General features: G+C 59.6%; 22 protein-coding genes and 1 pseudogene. 15 read left to right on the forward strand and 8 right to left on the reverse strand.

Going from position 1 to position 19,205, the window contains the following annotated elements; all coding sequences use genetic code 11:
- Positions 1-289 precede the first annotated feature (289 nt).
- Positions 290-755, reverse strand: a pseudogene (locus tag NKH22_RS27320) (transposase); the annotation flags it as partial.
- Between the two features lie 90 nt (positions 756-845).
- Here NKH22_RS27320 and NKH22_RS27325 point away from each other — a divergent pair.
- Together NKH22_RS27325 and NKH22_RS27330 are read left to right on the forward strand one after the other, a co-directional pair.
- Positions 846-1,088: a DUF6471 domain-containing protein gene (locus NKH22_RS27325; RefSeq protein WP_352862355.1), complete on the forward strand. Its 243-nt coding sequence runs from the start codon at positions 846-848 to the stop codon at positions 1,086-1,088.
- Between the two features lie 251 nt (positions 1,089-1,339).
- Positions 1,340-1,930: a hypothetical protein gene (locus NKH22_RS27330; RefSeq protein ID WP_352911787.1), complete on the forward strand. Its 591-nt coding sequence runs from the start codon at positions 1,340-1,342 to the stop codon at positions 1,928-1,930.
- A 370-nt stretch (positions 1,931-2,300) separates the two neighbouring features.
- On the opposite strand, the gene NKH22_RS27335 is transcribed toward NKH22_RS27330, so the two are convergent.
- From NKH22_RS27335 to hemP, 6 genes are all read right to left on the reverse strand, one after another.
- Positions 2,301-2,798, reverse strand: a complete 498-nt coding sequence (locus NKH22_RS27335) for a hypothetical protein (protein ID WP_352911790.1) — start codon at positions 2,796-2,798, stop codon at positions 2,301-2,303.
- Between the two features lie 1,000 nt (positions 2,799-3,798).
- Positions 3,799-4,410 carry a nitrogen fixation protein NifQ gene (locus NKH22_RS27340; RefSeq protein WP_352911812.1) on the reverse strand — a complete coding sequence of 204 codons (612 nt, stop codon included), beginning with the start codon at positions 4,408-4,410 and terminating at the stop codon, positions 3,799-3,801.
- A gap of 331 nt (positions 4,411-4,741) precedes the next feature.
- Positions 4,742-4,933 (reverse strand): ferredoxin, encoded by a 192-nt coding sequence (locus NKH22_RS27345; protein WP_081725572.1) that lies wholly within the window; start codon positions 4,931-4,933, stop codon positions 4,742-4,744.
- A 40-nt stretch (positions 4,934-4,973) separates the two neighbouring features.
- Entirely contained in the window at positions 4,974-6,191 is a 1,218-nt protein-coding gene (locus NKH22_RS27350; RefSeq protein ID WP_352522081.1) for a cytochrome P450, read from the reverse strand.
- Positions 6,192-7,023: 832 nt separating this feature from the next.
- The gene (locus tag NKH22_RS27355) at positions 7,024-8,115 is read right to left on the reverse strand and encodes a hemin-degrading factor (RefSeq protein WP_352520151.1); all 1,092 of its coding nucleotides are present in this window, start codon (positions 8,113-8,115) and stop codon (positions 7,024-7,026) included.
- 30 nt (positions 8,116-8,145) lie between these two features.
- Positions 8,146-8,250 carry a hemin uptake protein HemP gene (gene hemP / locus NKH22_RS27360; RefSeq protein WP_023685012.1) on the reverse strand — a complete coding sequence of 35 codons (105 nt, stop codon included), beginning with the start codon at positions 8,248-8,250 and terminating at the stop codon, positions 8,146-8,148.
- Positions 8,251-8,789: 539 nt separating this feature from the next.
- On the opposite strand from hemP, the gene NKH22_RS27365 reads away from it, so the two are divergent.
- From NKH22_RS27365 to nifW, 5 genes are all read left to right on the forward strand, one after another.
- Complete coding sequence (locus NKH22_RS27365; protein ID WP_023698282.1) at positions 8,790-9,110, forward strand: HesB/IscA family protein; 321 nt, start codon at positions 8,790-8,792, stop codon at positions 9,108-9,110.
- Between the two features lie 178 nt (positions 9,111-9,288).
- A complete protein-coding gene (locus NKH22_RS27370; protein WP_352520150.1) occupies positions 9,289-9,516 on the forward strand; it encodes a hypothetical protein in 228 nt (75 codons plus the stop codon).
- 36 nt (positions 9,517-9,552) lie between these two features.
- Positions 9,553-10,719 (forward strand): cysteine desulfurase NifS, encoded by a 1,167-nt coding sequence (gene nifS, locus NKH22_RS27375; protein ID WP_023685015.1) that lies wholly within the window; start codon positions 9,553-9,555, stop codon positions 10,717-10,719.
- A gap of 25 nt (positions 10,720-10,744) precedes the next feature.
- Positions 10,745-11,953: a homocitrate synthase gene (nifV, locus tag NKH22_RS27380; protein ID WP_023727119.1), complete on the forward strand. Its 1,209-nt coding sequence runs from the start codon at positions 10,745-10,747 to the stop codon at positions 11,951-11,953.
- Positions 11,950-12,330, forward strand: coding sequence for a nitrogenase stabilizing/protective protein NifW (gene nifW, locus NKH22_RS27385; protein WP_023687348.1), 381 nt, complete (start codon positions 11,950-11,952; stop codon positions 12,328-12,330). Before nifV ends, nifW begins: the two co-directional genes overlap by 4 nt.
- A gap of 52 nt (positions 12,331-12,382) precedes the next feature.
- On the opposite strand, the gene NKH22_RS27390 is transcribed toward nifW, so the two are convergent.
- Entirely contained in the window at positions 12,383-12,592 is a 210-nt protein-coding gene (locus NKH22_RS27390) for a hypothetical protein (RefSeq protein ID WP_198029010.1), read from the reverse strand.
- Between NKH22_RS27390 and NKH22_RS27395 the strand changes: the two genes are divergently transcribed.
- The 8 genes from NKH22_RS27395 (at position 12,516) to nifT (ending at position 19,198) form a co-directional block, all read left to right on the forward strand.
- Entirely contained in the window at positions 12,516-13,367 is an 852-nt protein-coding gene (locus NKH22_RS27395) for an electron transfer flavoprotein subunit beta/FixA family protein (protein WP_352520149.1), read from the forward strand. The genes NKH22_RS27390 and NKH22_RS27395 overlap by 77 nt on opposite strands.
- A gap of 17 nt (positions 13,368-13,384) precedes the next feature.
- Entirely contained in the window at positions 13,385-14,494 is a 1,110-nt protein-coding gene (locus tag NKH22_RS27400; RefSeq protein WP_023685019.1) for an electron transfer flavoprotein subunit alpha/FixB family protein, read from the forward strand.
- Between the two features lie 10 nt (positions 14,495-14,504).
- Positions 14,505-15,812, forward strand: coding sequence for an FAD-binding protein (locus tag NKH22_RS27405; protein ID WP_023712672.1), 1,308 nt, complete (start codon positions 14,505-14,507; stop codon positions 15,810-15,812).
- Positions 15,813-15,823: 11 nt separating this feature from the next.
- Complete coding sequence (locus NKH22_RS27410; protein WP_023806340.1) at positions 15,824-16,123, forward strand: ferredoxin family protein; 300 nt, start codon at positions 15,824-15,826, stop codon at positions 16,121-16,123.
- A 742-nt stretch (positions 16,124-16,865) separates the two neighbouring features.
- Positions 16,866-18,344: a nitrogenase cofactor biosynthesis protein NifB gene (gene nifB / locus NKH22_RS27420; RefSeq protein WP_352520148.1), complete on the forward strand. Its 1,479-nt coding sequence runs from the start codon at positions 16,866-16,868 to the stop codon at positions 18,342-18,344.
- Positions 18,345-18,375: 31 nt separating this feature from the next.
- The gene (locus NKH22_RS27425) at positions 18,376-18,570 is read left to right on the forward strand and encodes a 4Fe-4S dicluster domain-containing protein (RefSeq protein ID WP_023672218.1); all 195 of its coding nucleotides are present in this window, start codon (positions 18,376-18,378) and stop codon (positions 18,568-18,570) included.
- 98 nt (positions 18,571-18,668) lie between these two features.
- Positions 18,669-18,989, forward strand: coding sequence for a nitrogen fixation protein NifZ (locus NKH22_RS27430; RefSeq protein WP_023687354.1), 321 nt, complete (start codon positions 18,669-18,671; stop codon positions 18,987-18,989).
- The gene (gene nifT, locus NKH22_RS27435) at positions 18,986-19,198 is read left to right on the forward strand and encodes a putative nitrogen fixation protein NifT (protein WP_023672220.1); all 213 of its coding nucleotides are present in this window, start codon (positions 18,986-18,988) and stop codon (positions 19,196-19,198) included. The genes NKH22_RS27430 and nifT overlap by 4 nt, the downstream gene beginning before the upstream one ends.
- Positions 19,199-19,205 lie beyond the last annotated feature (7 nt).

Below are 19,205 nucleotides of genomic sequence, written 5' to 3' on the forward strand. Positions count from 1 at the left end.
CCGCACCCATTTTTGTACCTCTGCCCGCACAAATGGCTTCTATGCACAGTAGAAGCAAAGGGCAACTGCGTCTTCGCAACTTTGCGGTCCACTGCTCACGCGACGATCGTCTGATGTAAAAATGACAACGATAGCTGCCGTGGCAAGCGGACTTGGGCCAATGAATAGGCGAGGCAGCATACTCTTCTCCGCCGGGTTTTGTGGCGAAGGAACTGAAGATCACGCCAATGAGCTGCTAAAAATCGACTCCAGAGGCGTTCGCGCAGTAGCAGAAGCGCGCGCCCCCGGCGCGCACCACGCCACTAAAGTAAGCGCCGTCAATCTCGACCTCGCCTTCAAGGGTTTCGTTCTTGGTTTCAGCCGACAGGCTTCGCGCAGCTTGTGAGCCAGCACAAAGGCGGTCTTGTACTGCACGTCCAGATCGCGAGAGAACTGGACCGCCGACATGCCCTTCGCGCCGTTAACAAACAGGCAGATCGCGGCGAGCAGATCGACAAACGACAGCTTGCGCCAAGGCGAAGATCGTGCCGCTCGTAACCGAGAACTGCGCCCCCGCAAGCGGCGCACTTGAACTTGCGACGGGTCGGAATGTCGTAATGATCCAGGCACCCGCATTTCCGGCAAACAGGCTCGCCTTGAGTCGAAGCCCAGCGAAGGCGCTTGAACGCGTCGTAAGCCTTTTCCTCGCCACCCTTGTAAATCTCTTTCAGAGAAAGGGAGCGGCTTTCGGCGGAAAGGAGGAAGTGTTGGGCCATTGTCATCATATCCGGTTATATGCGGGGCTTGTATCGCCAAATACAGGGGCCTGTACCACCGACTGTGATGATATTTTTTGAGGCGAGGCTATGGCAGGCAAGGACGACCCGCAGACCGTCGAATACGAGACGAAAGCCAAGAACCTTTTGAAGTCAGAGTTGAAGCGGAAGGGCGTTACCTATGCCCAACTCGCCGAAAAATTGGCGACTATGGACATTCACGAAACCGAGCGTAATTTGAACAACAAAATAAGCCGGGGGGGCTTTAGCGCTGCGTTCTTACTGCAATGCTTAGACGCTATCGGGGCATCCTCATTGCGGCTTTCGGAGTAGTTTTACTCGGGGCGGCTTTACCGCCAGACGAGCGCAAGAGCACTCAGCCCCAACATTCCGAACAGCATCAAGAGACCATAGGCAACCCTGTTGCGGCGAGTCCTCCGCCAGTCCAACAGGCAAATGAACCCCCAAGTTACACTAACCCATGCCAAGCAGGTCACGATGATCGCAGTTCCGATCTGTGTGCCCAGTGGAAGGCTGCCGACGCTGCCCAACAGTCGGCGAACTGGACCACCATTGGCGCTATCGTGGGTGCTTTCACGCTCGCCGCTGCTATGGCCGCTGCTTACTACGCCAAAGAGGCTGCTAGGCACACCCAGCGCAGCGCCGACATTGCCGAAAAGGCTTTGCTCGATATCGAGCGCCCGTATTTGTTCGTCACCGCCACCAAACCGTTGGTGTGGGTGACGCACGATTGGGCTGACAAGCCCGACAACAAAAGACCAATTCCGGAAGCGGCATACTCGATCAAGAATTTCGGACGCACTCCTGCCATCATAAACGAGATTCGGGCGAGCCTCCGGCTTTGCAACTTGCCGCCAACTCCGCATTACCATCCCGGAGAAATCAATGACGTTGAACGGGTGCTCGGGGCAGACGATGCTCTTAGCCCTGCAGCTTTTGATCGCGGCGGCCCTATCACAAACAACGTGCTGAATGAGCTTTTCCTGTCCGATACTCACATAGGGGCGGGTTCCCTTCCATATGTATCTGTATGGCGAGATCACTTAACAACGGGATCACCGGCCAATTCGGATTTATCTACCGCTACTCGCCTCCCGGCAATACGTTCCATTTGCAGGACATTCCCGGCTACACCTACCGCCGCCGTGACGTGAAGAATCATAAGCAAAACGATGACTTATCGGCCTTAGACTTGCTCTGAACGCGTAAAGCAGCCTCGGGCGGTTGCAAGATCGCTACAATCTTTATTTTTGATATTCGCTCGGTAAGGCGCTTTTCGCCTAAGCAACTAGGCGTTCTCACATTTTTTGTTTAATAACAAGGCATTACACAACTTGCCTACGAGGCGAAAGCGCCTTAACTGTCAACGTTTACATACGCGAAAGTGCCTAAACATCCTGCCTGCTGCGGATGGAAGGACGCTGACTGTAAAAGCCCGCCCAACCTTTCGGCGGGCGGGCTTCCACTGTCGGAACTGGAGAGTGTCATGTCGACAGCCCCGACAGGTCGGAAAGGGGTCGCTGGTTAGCGGCGCGAGATCAGCAGGCAGAGCCGGCGCAGGTCACGATCATAGGTGTCTTCGTTGCTAAGCACTTCGACGCAGCGCTTCTTCATCCGAGTGACCTGGGCGTTCGACATATCGCCGACAACGCTAGCCAGATTCGGGTTGCTCGAAGCGGTCGGGTTGCTGGGGTTGGCGGCTGGATTGGTTCCAACGCCGACATTTACGTCGGTACCGACCCCGGTGACGGCACCGACATTGGCGCCGCCGGTGCCGATGGAAGCAGTCGCTCCGCCAGTGCCGCCGACGGAGGCTCCGGCATTTGCCCCAGAACCGCCTAGGGATACGCTAGCCGTAGCGCCGCTGTTGCCGCCCACATTAGCGCTGGCGCCTCCGCTGCCGACGGATACCCCGCCGACGCCTCCGACATTAATTCCAGCTGCAGTCGCTGGCATACAAAGAATTACGAGAACAGATCCGGCAGTCAGACTGCCCGTAAGAATTTCAAAAATTCTTGCCATAGTACGCCTCCTTGTTGCCCTGCAAAGGATGGGACATTTTTTGGGATCTACGGACCCCATAGTGACGCACTAGAGTTGAAAAACAACTTAACGGCCGCGAAAGATTCGTTCTTGGATCATTACTTGGTAATTCTCAGGAGTCAGATATAATGAAATTTTACTTGGGCTCCTACGTGATTTTTCCATTTGTCAGATAATATCATTCCCTAAGCACTCCAGGTGCGGTGCAACAAGGTTCAGGGATCGACCGTCCGGCGATCAGTAAGCGGCTACTACCGCCGATCGGACATACAACGCTATATTAGCACCTTTTGACGAACCCGACCGGCGGGCCGAGCCAGAATCCCGTCAGCGCAAAACCTGCAAAATCGCTTCCGATGCTCGCCATTGACTAGCACAGAGGAAGTTCTGAGCGCCAAACACGGTGACCATCAACCTACGGCCGCTGGTAACTGTCGACGTCGAGCATTTCGCCTGGTTGAAAGCTATGTGGCGCCGAAGCGGAAGAAAACACTGCAGACCCCGTTTCCTAAAATCGTATCAGGGCATTAGCAGTGACGCCGAGCGGCCGCCGACCTATCGATTAACTCGGTCCGGAGCCAGAGCGTTATAAAGGAGCAAACACGCCAGAAGTGAGATGACGCTGCTAGCAGTTGGTCTGCCGTCAGGCCGGAAAAATAAACGAGATCGAACGCCAGTACAGCCATCGCTCTAGCCACTCATGAATTGGAAAACCTAACGAGCTGGTCACCAAGTCCGGCCTGCTCAAGATCGCGCAACGTGTCCTTCAACTCCTTGCGCTTGTAGCGATTGATGATGCCGGCTTAGGTTGTGGCGGCATCTAACAAACATTCGACTCGCGCCTGCCATGACGACGACCCGCCGAAGCGAGCATCGCGAGCGCACAGTATTCAAATCCCCCAAGGCGTCCGTCGAGATTTGACAACAGACAGATGGCGCGGCGCGAGCTCTGACGCTGTACGACTGACGCAAGCGGCTCTCAGTCCTGGGCGTTGTCCTTGGTCCGTGTGAGGCGGCTTTCGCCTTCCTCCGGGCCGAAGCAGCTTTCGAAATCATTGCAGTCCCGGCAACTGGGGGAGCTGCACAGCGAAAAGCCTTCGGCCTCGCAGAGCTTTCGGTAAAAGTATTTTTTCCATTTCATGTTTTGGGTGTTGCCGGCCGCCAGCGTCGGAAAATGCGAGGCGAGCAGGCGGGCGAGGTCGCTTCGACTAAAAAGGCCAAGGTCTTGCCAGAGGTGGTCATTGCGCATGGCACGCCGGGCGATGATCTTGGCGAAGCGGGCGCTTGCCTTGTCGTCGGGCCGGGCATGCGCCAGCAGCAGTCCGCGCAGAAGTTCTTCTTCCAGATCCGGCTCGGGCTCGCTCCCCTCTTCCAACGCAAACGCGTTGATAGGAAAAGCAGGGAAACAGCGGACCAGGACATCGCGCAACTCGGCGCGCGAAAGTCCGGTTGCCTTCGTCGCCGTCGCCTCGCCGGCCTCGATCTCCTCGAGCGCACGTGAAAGCACACAGGCAAGCACATGCTGGTCGAACCTCCTCTCCAGCTGCGGCCATTGGCGGGTGGTGAGCCGGGCATAATGTTGGGCAAATATGGTGCGTTCTCCTGGTTTCGCCCTATCAAATCATGCAGAGACCCGGCCTGCCGCAACATGGGTCGGGCAGTTCTTCGGTGTGGCACTCCGGGTCGCCTCGCGTCGAGTAGTTCGGCAATTCTCGTCTGGTCCATCGGCTCTGACGCAAATTCTGTGATTCGAAGAGGTTCGCGAACCCCTGCCCTGCCGTTTGCGCCTCACGGGGAACACTGGCGCCGGAATTGCCCCGCAGAGTTGGACGTGAACCGTGCGGGACAGAGGTCGCGTGCTGAGTGCGGCCACATGGTTCAAGCCGCCAGACTCACGGTTGAATGCCGTCTCATCCAGAGCGTCAGCGAGTGAGTTCCAGCGCACGTTCAGGACAGGATCGCGCGCCTCGTGATGCAGGCAGTTCCTCCCCTTCCGCAACTTCAATGTCACCAGGCAGGATGTAACCGTCATTATCGAGTTTAAAGATGTCCGGCGCTTGCGCCGCGCATCGCGCGTGGCCCTGGCATTTGGCCTTTTGGACGATGATGCGCATGGCGCTGCCTCCATTGTCTGTGCCCGGGCTCGGGGCGGGCCTAAGACCAGTCCAGGATCAAATTTTCGATCCCGAACACATGGCCGCCAGAAGTTATCGGCGCCGTACCCTGCTTGATCCTGAAAGCCGGGATGCGCGCCAGCCACTCCTCCAGGCCAATGACAATCTCGCGCCGGGCAAGGTGTGAGCCAAGGCAACGGTGGGGACCATAGCCAAACGCTGCGTGGCGGTTGTCCTCCCGCTCCAAATCAATCGTGTTGGGGCATTCGAATTCCGCCGGGTCACGATTGGCAATCATCGTGGCGCAGGAAACATAGTCCCCCTTCCGGATCGGCGCGCCTTCGAAGTCGATATCTTTCGTGGCCACGCGGATTAACTGAATGGGCGGATAGGCCCGCAGCAATTCTTCGGTTGCGAGCGGGATGCGGTCCGGTTCGCTCCGCAGCAATTGCTGATCTTTGAGGTTGCGTGCGAGGTACGCCAAGTCAAAGCCTATAGCTGCTGCGACCGTGTCGAGCCCAGCGACGAAGACAAGCACGCCGATGCCGCGGACTTGGGTGTCCGTCAGCCGGCGGCCCTCGACCTGTGCCTGCACGATAAAGGTCATGAAATCGTCAACCGCCTCGTCGCGGCGCATGGCTGCAAGTTCGTCGATGAATGCCACGATCGTCCGGGCAGCCACAGGTCGTTCCTTATCGTCGCCGTGGAGCAGATCTTTCCCCCAGCCAACGAATGTATCGAGTCGGTCATCAGGCAACCCCAGAAAGCGAAGAAAGGTGCTCACCGCGAAAGGAAAGGCAAAATCCTTCATCACCTCGCAGCTTGTTCCCGACGCGGCGATCCTTTCGATCAGCTCGACCGCCCGTTCGCGGACAGCCGGTTCCAAAGCCAACACCCGCTTTGGCGAAAGCAGCGGATTGAGCAGTGAGCGAAAGACGCCATGGGCCGGTGGATCGAGCTCAAGCGGGATCGTCGGCCAGTTTTCACCCAGTATGGAGGAGAAGATGCTGCGATGGCTGGAAAAAGTCTCTGCGTCCTGCAGCACCTTCCGCTGGTCCGCGGCACGGGTGATGACCCAGGTACCCCGGCCATCTTGCGTGTTGTAGCGGGAGTAAAAGATCGGAGGCCCGTCATGTACGCAAGCGACAGCTGCGTGTGGATCCCCGTTGGGTGTTGGTGGCATCCCTGGCGATGTAAACAGGCTGAAGTCCCTCACCATTTCGGGCGGGACATGATCTGGAACGGGGTTGGTCGCCATTTTGTTTTCTCTACATTGGCGTTCATGGCTCGATTGAGATTGCACCGCTGTTCATAAAGTCGATTTCCAGCATGGGCACGTCTCTTGTCGGGTGCCTTCTAAATTCTGTCGCCTGATACAGCCCACCTGCACCAGCGCGGATGAGATGGGTTGCGAAGTCGATCAGAGGGGCATCTCCGCCGCGCTCCGGTCATGAAGCAAAGCCGCCGCTTATCCCCGTTAGGGTTGAGAGACTGGTCAATCCACCTCTGCCCTGCTGATCAAATTGTCGAAGCAACTCGCGTGCCGGATAGGGGTAGCCATGGCGCTGCACCAAGCAATGCCAGCCTGCGCTGGGCCCGCCGCTGATGATCACCTGTCCATCATTCTTATGACAACGTCCGACAACCGACATCCGTGGTCGGTTTTGTCGAGCCCGCGACATCGGGCTGTTCGGCTTGGCTGTTGCGGCACAGCCTGCCGGTCGACGAGCGAGTAGATCGCCCGCACGGCCCGGATTGAGCAACGACGCAATCCAGCGCAAGGATCGGGTGCGGTCCGAGAAGACCCGACGGCGCTTGCGCGAGTATCAAAAAGGTCAAGCCGCGCTTCGGTTCGGCGCTGATGGCGTATGCGTTTTATCGGAGGCGCTGCAAGGCTTTTCGATCAGACGGCGATGCACTCGTGCGCACGGTCCGGTCGGCCACCAGCTTGACTGTATAAATGCGGTCCATTCCGGCGTGCATCACCTGACCATGCGCATGCGCTACGACGGCAGTCCTTTCCGCTCATGGACCTAAATTTGCTCGCGAGCCGCTGTCGGAACGTGGTGCTGAGTCCTATCGCGGTCGGTTCAATCCGAGGACCTGTCGGCAGTCAACACACCCCTGGAGGTCGGACCGGGAACGCGTGGCAGACTCTCGGCCAGAAACCGCCAGTCGCTGCCCTCGCGTTCGCCTTCCTTGCGCGTGCCGAAGAACTGGATGATCATCTTGCCGTCCGCGCCATAAGCTTCAATGGACGTGACGTGACCATCCCTCGTCGGCTTGCGCACGGCCCAGACCTCGCGGATGAGATGGGTCCTAAGATGCAGATGGAAGGTCTCTTCGAGCACATTGATCCGCGGCCCGATCTGCTTGACCGACCTGATCGGGCCGGAATGGATCTGAATGCAACCACGATTGCCGACAAAGCACATGATCGGCATCTCGTCTTCGGCCGCCTGTTGGAACAGGGCGCCAACGGCATCATTGTCGAGTGCCCAGGCGTCATCCTCGTCGGCCATACGCATCGCCTGGCAGCGGCTGAGCTTCAGTGTCTTCAACATATGGTAGAACTGATGCACGTCGCTTAGCCGGCCCCAGTGCTCGCGTAGGTCGTCGACCGTGTTGGCGTGGTCTGGACTCACTGCGTTATCGGGCGCCCCGCTCGCCTCGAGCGATATGATCGGCTCCTGGTCGGAGGATACAAGCTCTGCCGTCAGATCCTGATAGGCCTGCAGGTTCGAGGCGGGCGTGAGATGAGCTTTGTGCATCGCCTCGCCGGTGGCATCAAAGAATTGAAGGCTGCGGCGGATCTCGGCTCCCTCGCGCTTCTCGACGGCGAAGCCATACGCCCACGCTTTCGGGAAGATGCGCAGGTCGATCTCGTCGCCGAGCAGTATGGCATGCATGTTGCCGGTGACCACTTTGCCGTAGACGCCAATCTTTTGGTGCACGGCACTTTCGTTGCTGGTGACCGCCATCACCTCGCCGACCGCTTCGAGGCCGGTCAGCAGATCATCGACGCGCGGCTCGATGCGCACCGCGCCGTGACCACAATGCGCCGCGACGAACTCGGCTTCCGAAATGCCCAATCGAGCGGCGAGATCATGCTCCCGGATCTTCGGATTGTCTTTGCACGCCCGCCGGATTTCGTCGGGCGACGGTTTCTCGCGTTGGTCCATGCTTACCCCTGTTTCTACGACGTGTGAGGATCATCTGCCCTGCCCGGGAATCTTCAGCCGATAAGGCGCGCCGAAATGCTCGATCCTGATCTGCTGCTGGCCCATGAACAAGGTGTCGCTGGACAGCGTGCGCACGGCGTCGCACCCGTGCGAAAACCAGCGAGCAGCCACATGCCGATGGCATGCCATCGAGCCGGTCGGCGGCTACTGGGCGGTGGTGAGCGAGTGTGGATGTTGTCGCAATCGGCCAAGCGGGCATTCGGATGCCATGGGCGGCGCTGCTTTGCCAAACGTATCTGACCACGGTCCTGACATGTTGGTCCCCTGCTTCGCCCCATCCATCGCGATGGCACCTATCGCATGATTGTGGATCGGCATGCTCTTGCCGTCTCGCCAAACGGAGCTTCAAAAACCGTGCCAATTGCGCCGAGCAAGCTCAGAAGAAGTTCTGTATTTGGTGATGTGAGTTCAACCAAGAACTCAGGCCCAACATCCCTCGTGGCTGACCCGACAAACCCGACAGCACGTGTCGATTGGCCGACACCTTCTCAGCAATGCACTCACAAGAAGCACCAGTGTGAGAGATGCCGCGCTGTGTTGAAACGTTTTTTGGCTTTGGCACGGTGCATGCGACGTGATGGGCAAGCAGGTCCCGGACTGAGGAGAATGGAGCCATGATTACGCTCACCGACAACGCTGTTGCCGCCTTCAAGACTGCTCTTTCCCGCGCCAGCGAGCCGGCGGACGGCTTTCGCATTATGGTCGAGGCCGGCGGCTGCGCCGGCTTCAAATACTTAATGGGCCTGGAGAGCGTGTCGCGCGAGGGCGACGCGATCACTGACACAGATGGGGTCAAGCTGTTCGTGGACGCGGGCTCCCAACCCCATGTAGCCGGCATGACCGTCGACTTCCTCACCGGGCTCCAATCTTCCGGTTTTGTCTTCGATAACCCCAATGCGCGCGAAAAGTGCGGCTGCGGCAAGTCCTTCAGTTAAACGCCCGAAGCGCCTGTGCGGCCGACAGAGTGATTTTGCGGCAGAGGAGACTTATATGGCCGGCACAACAGATGCCCCCGTCCTAAAAAATAAGACAAGGTCAAAGCCGATCTCGGGACCGCCATTCGCTCCCAGTAGGATTCAAAGAACGTCGCCTCCCGAAGCAGCTCGGTTCCTGGTGGCACCCGAGCTGCTTGCGGACAAATCGCGCCGCTGCGCCAAATTCGGCTCATCGGTAGCGTTATCGCGTTCGGGCGGCCTTACCTGCGGGCTGACCTACGGCCACTGCGAACATGTCCATATCGACGGAGATCCGGTTTACGTCAAACACTCCGGGCGCCTGCGCGCGCTGCCAGTTCAAATGATCATCAACGGCATGCGCCAGAGGCTCAACGAGTCGGTCTAGCGCTCGCGTCATTCTGTTTAACTGAGGATCGCACCTATGAAGCCTGTCTACCTCGACAACAACGCAACCACACGGGTCGATCCTGAGGTCGTGCAAGCGATGTTGCCGTTCTTTAGGGATCAATTCGGCAACCCTTCGTCGGCACACGCTCTTGGCGCCTCAGTCAGTGCGGCGGTGAGAAAGGCGCGGAGGCAGTTGCAAGCTCTGATCGGCGCGGAGTTCGAGGATGAGATCACTTTCACCTCGGGTGGGACAGAAAGCGACAATGCAGCGCTTCTTTCAGCGCTCGAGGCGGCGCCCAACCGAACCGAGATCGTGACGTCCGCGGTCGAGCATCCCGCCGTGCTGACGCTCTGCGCGCATCTTGAGAAGACCCGCCGCCTCAAGGTGCACAGGATCCCGGTGGATTGCCGTGGTCGGCTCGATCTCGACGCCTATATGGCCGCCCTCACCCCACAGGTTGCAATCGTGTCAATAATGTGGGCGAACAACGAGACTGGTGTGATCTTCCCCGTGGCAAGGCTTTCCGAGTTGGCCAAGGAAGTGGGCGCCCTATTCCATACCGATGCTGTGCAGGCGGTCGGCAAGCTTCCGATGGACCTGAAGTCGACCGCAATCGACATGCTGTCGCTCTCCGGCCACAAGCTGCACGGGCCGAAAGGGATCGGTGCGCTTTTCGTAAAACGTGGCGTCGATTTCCATTCGCTGATCAAGGGGGGTCACCAAGAGCACAACCGGCGTGCTGGCACCGAGAATACGCCCGGCATAGCCGGGCTCGGCACGGCGGCCGAACTCGCCTTGAAATTCATGGACGACGAGACCACACGGGTAAAGTCGCTCCGCGATCGCCTGGAGGGCGGGATCCTTCAGCGCATCCCAAGCACCTGTGTCACTGGTGATCCCTTGCAACGGTTGCCCAACACCGCAAACATCTCCTTCGAACATGTCGAAAGTGATGGAATTCCACTTCTCCTCAGCCGCATTGGCATCGCGTGTTCCTCTGGCTCGGCCTGCACCTCCGGCTCTCTGGAACCAAGCCATGTCCTAAGCGCGATGAAAACGCCACACGCGGCAGTCCGCTTCTCCTTGGCGCGGGACAACAGCGAAGAGGACATCGACCGGGTGCTCGAGGTCATGCCGGGAATCGTGGGGAAGCTGCGCAGCTTTTCCGGTTCTGGGCCGGGTAGTCCGGTCTATGCGTGAGCCGCAGAAGAACAGGCTGCCTGTCATGACCGGTCATGTCTCCCTCAACGATACGACCTTGCGCGATGGCGAGCAGGCGCCGGGCGTCGCCTTCACCACGACGGAAAAGCTGGAGATCGCTGAGTCTCTTGCGGCGGCCGGCGTGACAGAGATCGAGATCGGCACGCCGGTCATGGGCGTCGACGAGATGGAAACAATTCGCGCCGTGGTAGCGCGGCGTCTTCCGGTTCGGCTCATGGCCTGGTGCCGGATGACGTCGTTGGATCTCGATGCAGCGATCGAGAGCGGCGTCCAAGCGGTCAATTTGTCGCTGCCTGCGTCGGACATCCAACTTGCCGCCAAGCTCGGCCTCGACAAGGCGGGAGCGCTCCAGGTCATCGATCATATGGTCAGGCGCGCCGCCGATGCCGGCTTCTTCGTCGCGGTGGGCTGCGAGGATGCCTCGCGGGCCAATCGGGATCATCTCGCCCGCGTCATCGAGACGGCCGCACGCGCCGGCGCAAGCCGCGTGAGGCTGGCCGACACAGTCGGTGTTCTCGACCCGTTTTCGACCTTCGAACTTGTCGCCCAGCTCGTGGTGCAGTCTCCAATCGACCTTGAATTTCATGCGCACAACGATCTCGGACTTGCTGGCGCCAACACGCTGGCTGCGATCCGCGCAGGCGCGCGCCATGCCTCCGTCACCGTCCTGGGGCTCGGCGAGCGTGCGGGCAATGCCGCGCTGGAGGAGGTGGCCGCCGCAATGGCAGTCTTCGACGGCGCAGACACCGGCATTGAGCTGACCGCATTGCCCGGCCTCGCCGCCCAGGTGGCTTGGGCCGCCCGCCGGCAGACCGCAGCCACTAAGCCGGTCGTCGGCGCCGATGTTTTCACCCACGAATCCGGCATTCACGTCGCAGGGCTGCTGAAGGACTCGCGTACTTATCAGGGGCTCGATCCGACTCTCGTGGGCCGCTGCCGGCGGATCGTCATCGGCAAGCATTCCGGCGCCACTGCGATTGCCCATGTGCTGAGCGAAAGCGGTCGCGATCTCGACCCGGATCTGGCAGCCGCGATGGTGGCCCGCGTCCGACGCGAGGCGGCCGAGACCAAATCGACCGTCACTGCAACTCGACTGGTCGAGCTCTACGATGGAATGTGCAGCGAGGCATCTCTCATCGAGCTGTGCGGGTCCAAGTCAGCCGTGCGCGAGCGCACAGAGGCCACAGTTTTGCGACCAGGAAGAATGCAATGAATTGTTCCGCTGACAGCCGCCCCATGGATGTCACCGACATCCTCGCACGACTGAAGCGCTTGTCGGCTGCAGAGGAATTCTTCTCAGTCCTAGGCGTCGCCTATGACCCGAAGGTACTGAATGTCTCGCGGCTCCATATCATGAAGCGTGTGGGCCAATACCTCGCCGAAGAAGATTTCTCCGGTCTGCCCGACCAGGTGATTGCCGCGAGGGTGCGCGCGACGCTCGAACGAGCTTACGAGGACTTTGCGATTTCCTCGCCGCTCACGCATCGGATTTTCAAGGTGCTCAAGGACCACGATCCGAACAAACCTGCCGCGCCGGGTCACACCTTTGTTCCGTTCGACTCGGTACTGAAGCGGTTCGGACGGGAATGATCGGCGACAACGGTGCGACGCGACAATGTCGAGCAGCCGCCAAATCCGGTCATCACCACAGCGCCGTCAGAAGCAACCAGCCGAAGTTGTAGGAAAGGGGGAGCGCAAGAGACTTGGCACGAATAATGCGGACAAAGGAGATAACCGCAATGCCGGACCCGGACACGAGCCTAGAGAAACCGCCAATGCACATCGTAATCTGCATCAAGCAGGTGCCGGACTCGGCACAGATAAGGGTCCATCCGGTCACGAACACGATCATGCGCCAGGGTGTTCCGACCATCATCAACCCTTACGACCTGTTCGCCCTCGAAGAAGCGCTCAGACTGCGCGACGCCCATGGTGGCGAAGTCACTGTGCTCACCATGGGTCCGCCCATGGCAGAGGACGCGCTGCGCAAGGCGCTCGGTTACGGCGCCGACCGAGCGGTGCTCTTGACCGACCGCTATTTTGCCGGCTCCGACACGCTGGCAACCTCGTTCGCCCTTTCCCAGGCAATCGCGAAGATTGGCGAGACGTTCGGCACGCCAGACCTCGTCTTCACCGGCAAGCAGACGATCGATGGCGACACCGCCCAGGTCGGGCCCGGCATCGCCAAGCGCCTCGGACTCCTGCAACTGACCTATGTCGCGAAGATCCCTTCTGTCGACCTTGCTGCACGCGAGATCAAGGTCGAGCGCCGTTCCGAAGGCGGCACACAGATGCTGAAGAGCAGGCTCCCTTGCCTCATCACCATGCTGGAAGGCACAAACGAGATCCGCCGGGGCTCGATCCAGGACGCCTTGTGCGCCGCGCGCAGCCAGGTCTTGAAATGGAGCGCGGCCGACGCCGGCATTGAGGATCTCACCAAATGCGGCCTGCGCGGTTCACCGACCGTCGTCAAACGTGTTTTCGCCCCTCCTGCTCGAGCTGAAAAGGCGACACAAATCGACACCGCCGAGAAGGCCTTGCGCGATGTCGCTGACGAACTCATCACCGCAATCTTCACCCGCCAGCCGGCGCTGGAACATGAGCTCGCCTTTAACGGCGGCGCGTGACGGCAAGGAGCAAAACGATGTCGACCGCGAACGGAGAAACCCCTCGCCCTGCCGCCGGCCGCGCCGGCATAAAGAAGGAGTTGCCCGCCCATTTCAAGGACTATCGGCACGTTTGGGTTTTCATCGAGCTCGAACGTGGCGAGGTCCATCCGGTGTCATTCGAACTGCTCGGCGAAGGCCGCAACTTAGCAGACAAGCTTCAGGTCCAGCTTGCAGGCGTCGTGCTTGGACCGCCGGGAGAGGCCGTCGGGAACGCCGTTGCCGAAGCATTCGCGTATGGCGCTGACCTTGTCTACATCGCCGAGGCGCCCCTGCTCGCCGACTATCGGAATGAACCTTTCACCAAGGCGCTGACGGATCTGGTCGATACCCACAAACCCGAAATCCTTCTTCTCGGTGCCACCACACTGGGCAGGGATCTTGCCGGCTCCGTGGCGACGACCTTGCAGACGGGGCTCACGGCCGACTGCACCGAACTCGATGTGGATACCGACAGTTCGCTCGCCGCCACGCGTCCGACTTTCGGCGGTTCCTTGTTGTGCACGATCTATACGCTCAATTTCCGCCCGCAGATGGCGACCGTGCGGCCGAGGGTCATGCCCATGCCGCAGCGGACGGATAAACCGGTCGGGCGTGTCATCCGGCACAAGCTTTCGCTTGCCGAGGACGAGATCGCTACCAAAGTCCTCGGCTTCCTGCCGGACAATCAGTCGGCGAAGGCAAACCTTGCCTATGCCGACGTCGTGGTTGCGGGAGGCCTTGGTCTTGGCGCGGCGGAGAACCTGCAGCTTGTGAAGAACCTCGCACGAGCAATCGGCGCCGAGCACGGCTGTTCGCGTCCGTTGGTCCAGAAGAGCTGGATGCCAGCTGATCGGCAGATCGGCCAAACTGGCAAGACGATCCGGCCGAAGCTTTACATAGCGGCCGGGATTTCCGGCGCCGTCCAGCATCGGGTTGGCGTGGAGGGGGCGGATCTCATCGTGGCCATCAACACCGACCCGAACGCGCCGATTTTCGATTTCGCTCACCTCGGAATCGTCACCGACGCGATCCGCTTCCTGCCCGCACTGACGGAAGCCTTCACCCGGCGGCTGTCGCCCCACAGTCGCGATAAGCTTTCGAGCTAAGGGGATGGACATGATCGAGGAAAACTTCGACGCCATTGTTGTTGGGGCAGGCATGTCCGGAAACGCAGCTGCTTACACCATGGCCAGCCATGGCCTGAAGGTGCTGCAGTTGGAGCGCGGTGAATATCCGGGCTCCAAGAATGTCCAGGGTGCCATCATGTACGCGAACATGCTGGAGAAGATCATCCCGGATTTCCGGGATGATGCGCCTCTCGAGCGGCATTTGGTTGAACAGCGGCTTTGGGTGATGGACGACACATCCCATACAGGGATTCACTATAGGTCGGACGACTTCAATGAGGCGAAGCCCAACCGATACACGATCATCCGTGCCCAGTTCGATAAATGGTTTTCGCGTAAGGTGCGCGCGGCCGGCGCGACCGTTCTGTGCGAGACGACCGTGACGGAACTCATCCGTGATGCCAATGACAGGGTGATCGGCGTCCGCACAGACCGGGCGGGCGGAGCCATCTACGCGGACGTGGTCGTTCTCGCAGAAGGTGTCTGCGGCCTGCTTGGCACTCGAGCCGGCCTGCGCGAGATGCCAAAGCCGCAAACCGTGGCCCTCGCCGTCAAGGAAATGCATTTCTTGCCCGAAGAGGTCATTGAGCAGCGGTTCGGCGTAAAGGGCGATGAGGGCTGCGTGATCGAGGCGGTGGGCACGACCTCCCGCAGCATGGCCGGGCTCGGCTTCCTCTATACCAACAAGGAGTCCATCTCACTGGGCATTGGCTGCCTCGTCTCCGATTTTGCCGCGATGGTCGAGAGCCCCTACGTTCTCCTTGATGCCTTGAAGAGCCATCCTTCGATCCGGCCGCTGATCGCCGGCTCGGAAGTGAAAGAATATTCCGCACACCTCATTCCCGAAGGCGGCTACAAGGCTATTCCGCAGCTCTTTGGCGATGGTTGGGTCGTGGTCGGCGATGCCGCGCAACTGAACAACGCCATTCACCGCGAGGGTTCGAACCTCGCCATGACCTCCGGCCGCATTGCGGCTGAGGCAATCGTCGAGGTCAAGAGCCGCAACGGTCCGATGAACAAACGGAATCTCGCCCTTTACAAAGCCATGCTGGACAAGTCCTTCGTGGTCAAGGACCTGAGGAAATACAAAGACATGCCGGCCTTGCTCCACACCAATTCATGCAATTATTTCACGACTTATCCGCGGTTGATGTCGCAAGCTGCGCAGAACTTCATGCGTGTCGACGGCACGCCGAAGATCGAGAAGGAAAAGGCGACCACGGCGGCCTTCATCAAGGCGCGCTCGCGCTGGGGGCTGGTCAGCGACGCGGTCCGCCTTGCATTGGCGTGGCGCTGAGGGGAGACGAAATGACCAGCGCAGCGACGAAGTCACGTGTCGAGGACAAGCTTTACCAGAACCGCTACTTGGTGGATTCCGGCCGCCCGCACATCAAAGTGCGACCGCACCAGAAGCCGAGCGCGAATTTGCTCGCGCTGACCCACGTCTGCCCGGCGAAATGTTATGAGTTGAACGACAAGGGTCAAGTGGAGATCACTGCCGACGGCTGCATGGAGTGCGGCACCTGCCGGATTTTGTGCGGGACGACTGGTGAGATCGAGTGGAACTATCCACGCGGCGGTTTCGGAATCCTCTTTAAATTCGGATGACCGGCGCACGCATGACCTAAGCAGATACCGCGCTCAGGGACTCTACGATATGTGAAGGTGCTGACCGCGCCAAGCGAGCTGGAGATTGCGCTCGCCATACGCTGGCCAATTGTCGTGAACGTCCTGCCCACGTTTCTGCAGACGGGTGATGGAGAAGTCGTCGTCTGGACGCTGAAGGAGAGCCGGAGATTGCCGCCACTGCCGGCAATACCCACGCACCTCAATCAGCCACTCGCCACCTCATACCACTGGCCGTAACACATCGAGCGAATTGCGGCTGCCGGCCAGTCGCATCGGCGCCTCCGCAGCAAGGTATCTCCCCCTTACGGCCGGCGTCCGAACCATGGCGCTTGTCGCCCGCATCTGACGGAACGCTAGTGGCTGATCGACGCGATTGACAAGGCCGGTTGGGTTTTGCCAGGGCGGCTCGTATCCTTGGCCTCACGCCCTGGAAAATCGGCTACGCCCTGCGCCGGCATGGTAACAAGGTGAAGAAATTCCAGACGTCGTGATGACGTCAAGCGTAAGCAGCCCGGAGTGGTCTCGCTCACACTCTGCGCGCCCGAGGCTGCTAGCTTCGCGACCCTATTTGCCTGTCCACTGTCGTAAGCCCGACAAAGGTGTGTCGGAGCAATCCGAAGGAATCTGACACGAGAAGCCTATTCGTGAACCGAAACAGCTCTTTGAGCTGGCATAGCTCTTGCGCTTTGAACTGCGACATCACGCAGCAACGGAGCCGTTCATGTCTGCACCGGCAATTTCGCTTGAGAGCCTCAGCACGACATTCGGTGACCAGTTGCTTGGCACCATGAAACCCGGTGGCTGCGCGTCTTCGTCCTGCGGCTCGTCGACAAAGCCCGACGACACGGATCCGGCTGTCTGGGAGAAGATCAAGGATCACCCCTGCTTTTCAGAAGAGGCGCATCACTATTTCGCGCGTATGCACGTCGCGGTCGCGCCGGGCTGCAACATCCAGTGCAACTACTGCAATCGCAAATATGACTGCGCCAACGAAAGCCGGCCTGGGGTGGCCTCTGAAAAGCTGACGCCCGAACAGGCGCTACGCAAGGTGATCGCGGTCGCCAACGAGGTGCCGCAGCTTTCCGTGCTCGGCATCGCCGGACCGGGCGACGCCTGCTACGACTGGAAGAAGACGAAGGCGACCTTCGCCAGGGTCGCCAGGGAAATCCCAGACATCAAGTTTTGCATATCCACGAATGGGCTGGCGCTGCCCGACCGTGTCGATGAGCTTGCTGACATGAATGTCGATCACGTGACGATCACGATCAACATGGTCGACCCTGAGGTCGGTGCAAAGATCTATCCTTGGATCTTTCACGATCATCGCCGCTACGTCGGCATTGAAGCCACCCGGATCCTGCACCAACGGCAGATGTTGGGCCTGGAGATGCTGACCGCGCGGGGCATCCTCACCAAAATCAACTCGGTGGTGATCCCAGGCGTGAACGATGAGCATCTGATCGAGGTGAATAGATGGGTTAAGGAGCGAGGCGCGTTCCTGCACAACCTTATGCCGCTGATTTCGGACCCGGCACACGGCACGCATTACGGACTGAGCGGGCAGCGCGGCCCAAACGCAATGGAGATGAAGGCTCTTCAGGATCGTGTCGAAGGTGGCGCCCAGTTGATGCGGCACTGCCGGCAGTGCCGGGCAGATGCCGTGGGCCTGCTCGGAGAAGATCGTGGCCAGGAATTCACAGTCGACCGGATTCCCGGCGAGGTCACCTACGATGCCAGCAAACGCAAGGCCTATCGGGAGCTGGTCGCGGAGGAGCGCCGTGATCACGTCGAGGCTAGGAGAGAAGCGATCGGATTGGTCAAGGCAGCGAGCCGCGGCAAGTCCCTTCTCTTCGCGGTAGCGACCAAGGGCGGCGGCCGCGTCAATGAGCATTTCGGCCATGCGAAGGAATTCCAGGTTTATCAAGCCTCGCTGAAAGGGATCAGCTTCGTCGGGCATCGGAAGGTGGACAAGTATTGCCTCGGCGGCTGGGGCGCAGAAGCCGCCCTCGATGGCGTCATCGCAGCGCTTCAAGGCATAGATATCGTGCTGTGCGCCAAGATCGGAAATTGCCCGCAGGATCAGCTCGCGGAGGCCGGAATCAGAGCCACCGACGCCTGTGCCCATGACTATATCGAGACAGCAATCAGCGCGATTTACATCGCCGCGTCTGGGACCCCCACACTCGCGGCGACGGCCTGAGCTGTCTCATTCATTCGGACCAGGAGTTAAAATGGCTTTCAAGATCATCGCATCCCAATGCACCCAATGCGGCGCCTGCGAATTCGAATGTCCTTCGGGCGCGATCAAGTTCAAAGGCGAGAGCTACGTGATCGAGTCACAGAAGTGCACCGAATGCGAGGGGGTCTTCGATGCGCAGCAATGTGCCTCGGTATGTCCGGTGCCGAAGACCTGCGTTCCTGCGTAACGGACATTGGACTGCCGACATGGTTGGGGGCTGCCTACGCAGGACGCCTGGAACGCCTTGTTCGCAATCTCAGCCGCAAGAGAAATCAGGGAACGGACATGTCGCTCGGACGCGAAGAGGAGATCGAAATCCGCAGGCCTCCACGATTCATGCCGGGAGAGCGGGTACGTGCCACTCGCCACATAAAGAATGACGGCACCTATCCTGGCAGGGAGATCGGCGAAAATCTCGTGCGGAAGGGGGACGAGGGATATGTGCGCGACATTGGCACCTTTCTCCAGCAGTTCTTCATCTATGCGGTCGAGTGGATCGACCGTGGCACCGTCGTCGGTATGCGAGCGCGTGAACTGATGAGCCTCGACAAGGCCGAGGCGCCCTGCAGTGCTGAAAGCAATACCAATGAAGGGACGGCCAGATGAAAGTCATGATCCGCAGGACCGATGCTGGTTTGTCGGCGTATGTCCCCAAAAAGGACCTCGAAGAGCCGATCATCAAACTGGAGAAGGAAGAGTTGTGGGGCGGAACGGTCACGCTCAGGAACGGGTGGCGGCTCCTCCTACCCGATCTCCCACATGATACGCGTCTGCCGATCACCGTCGAGGCAAGGAAGATTTCCGAAGAGGGCTGATGCTGCC

Source organism: Mesorhizobium sp. M1252 (genome assembly GCF_040318265.1).
Lineage (GTDB): Bacteria > Pseudomonadota > Alphaproteobacteria > Rhizobiales > Rhizobiaceae > Mesorhizobium.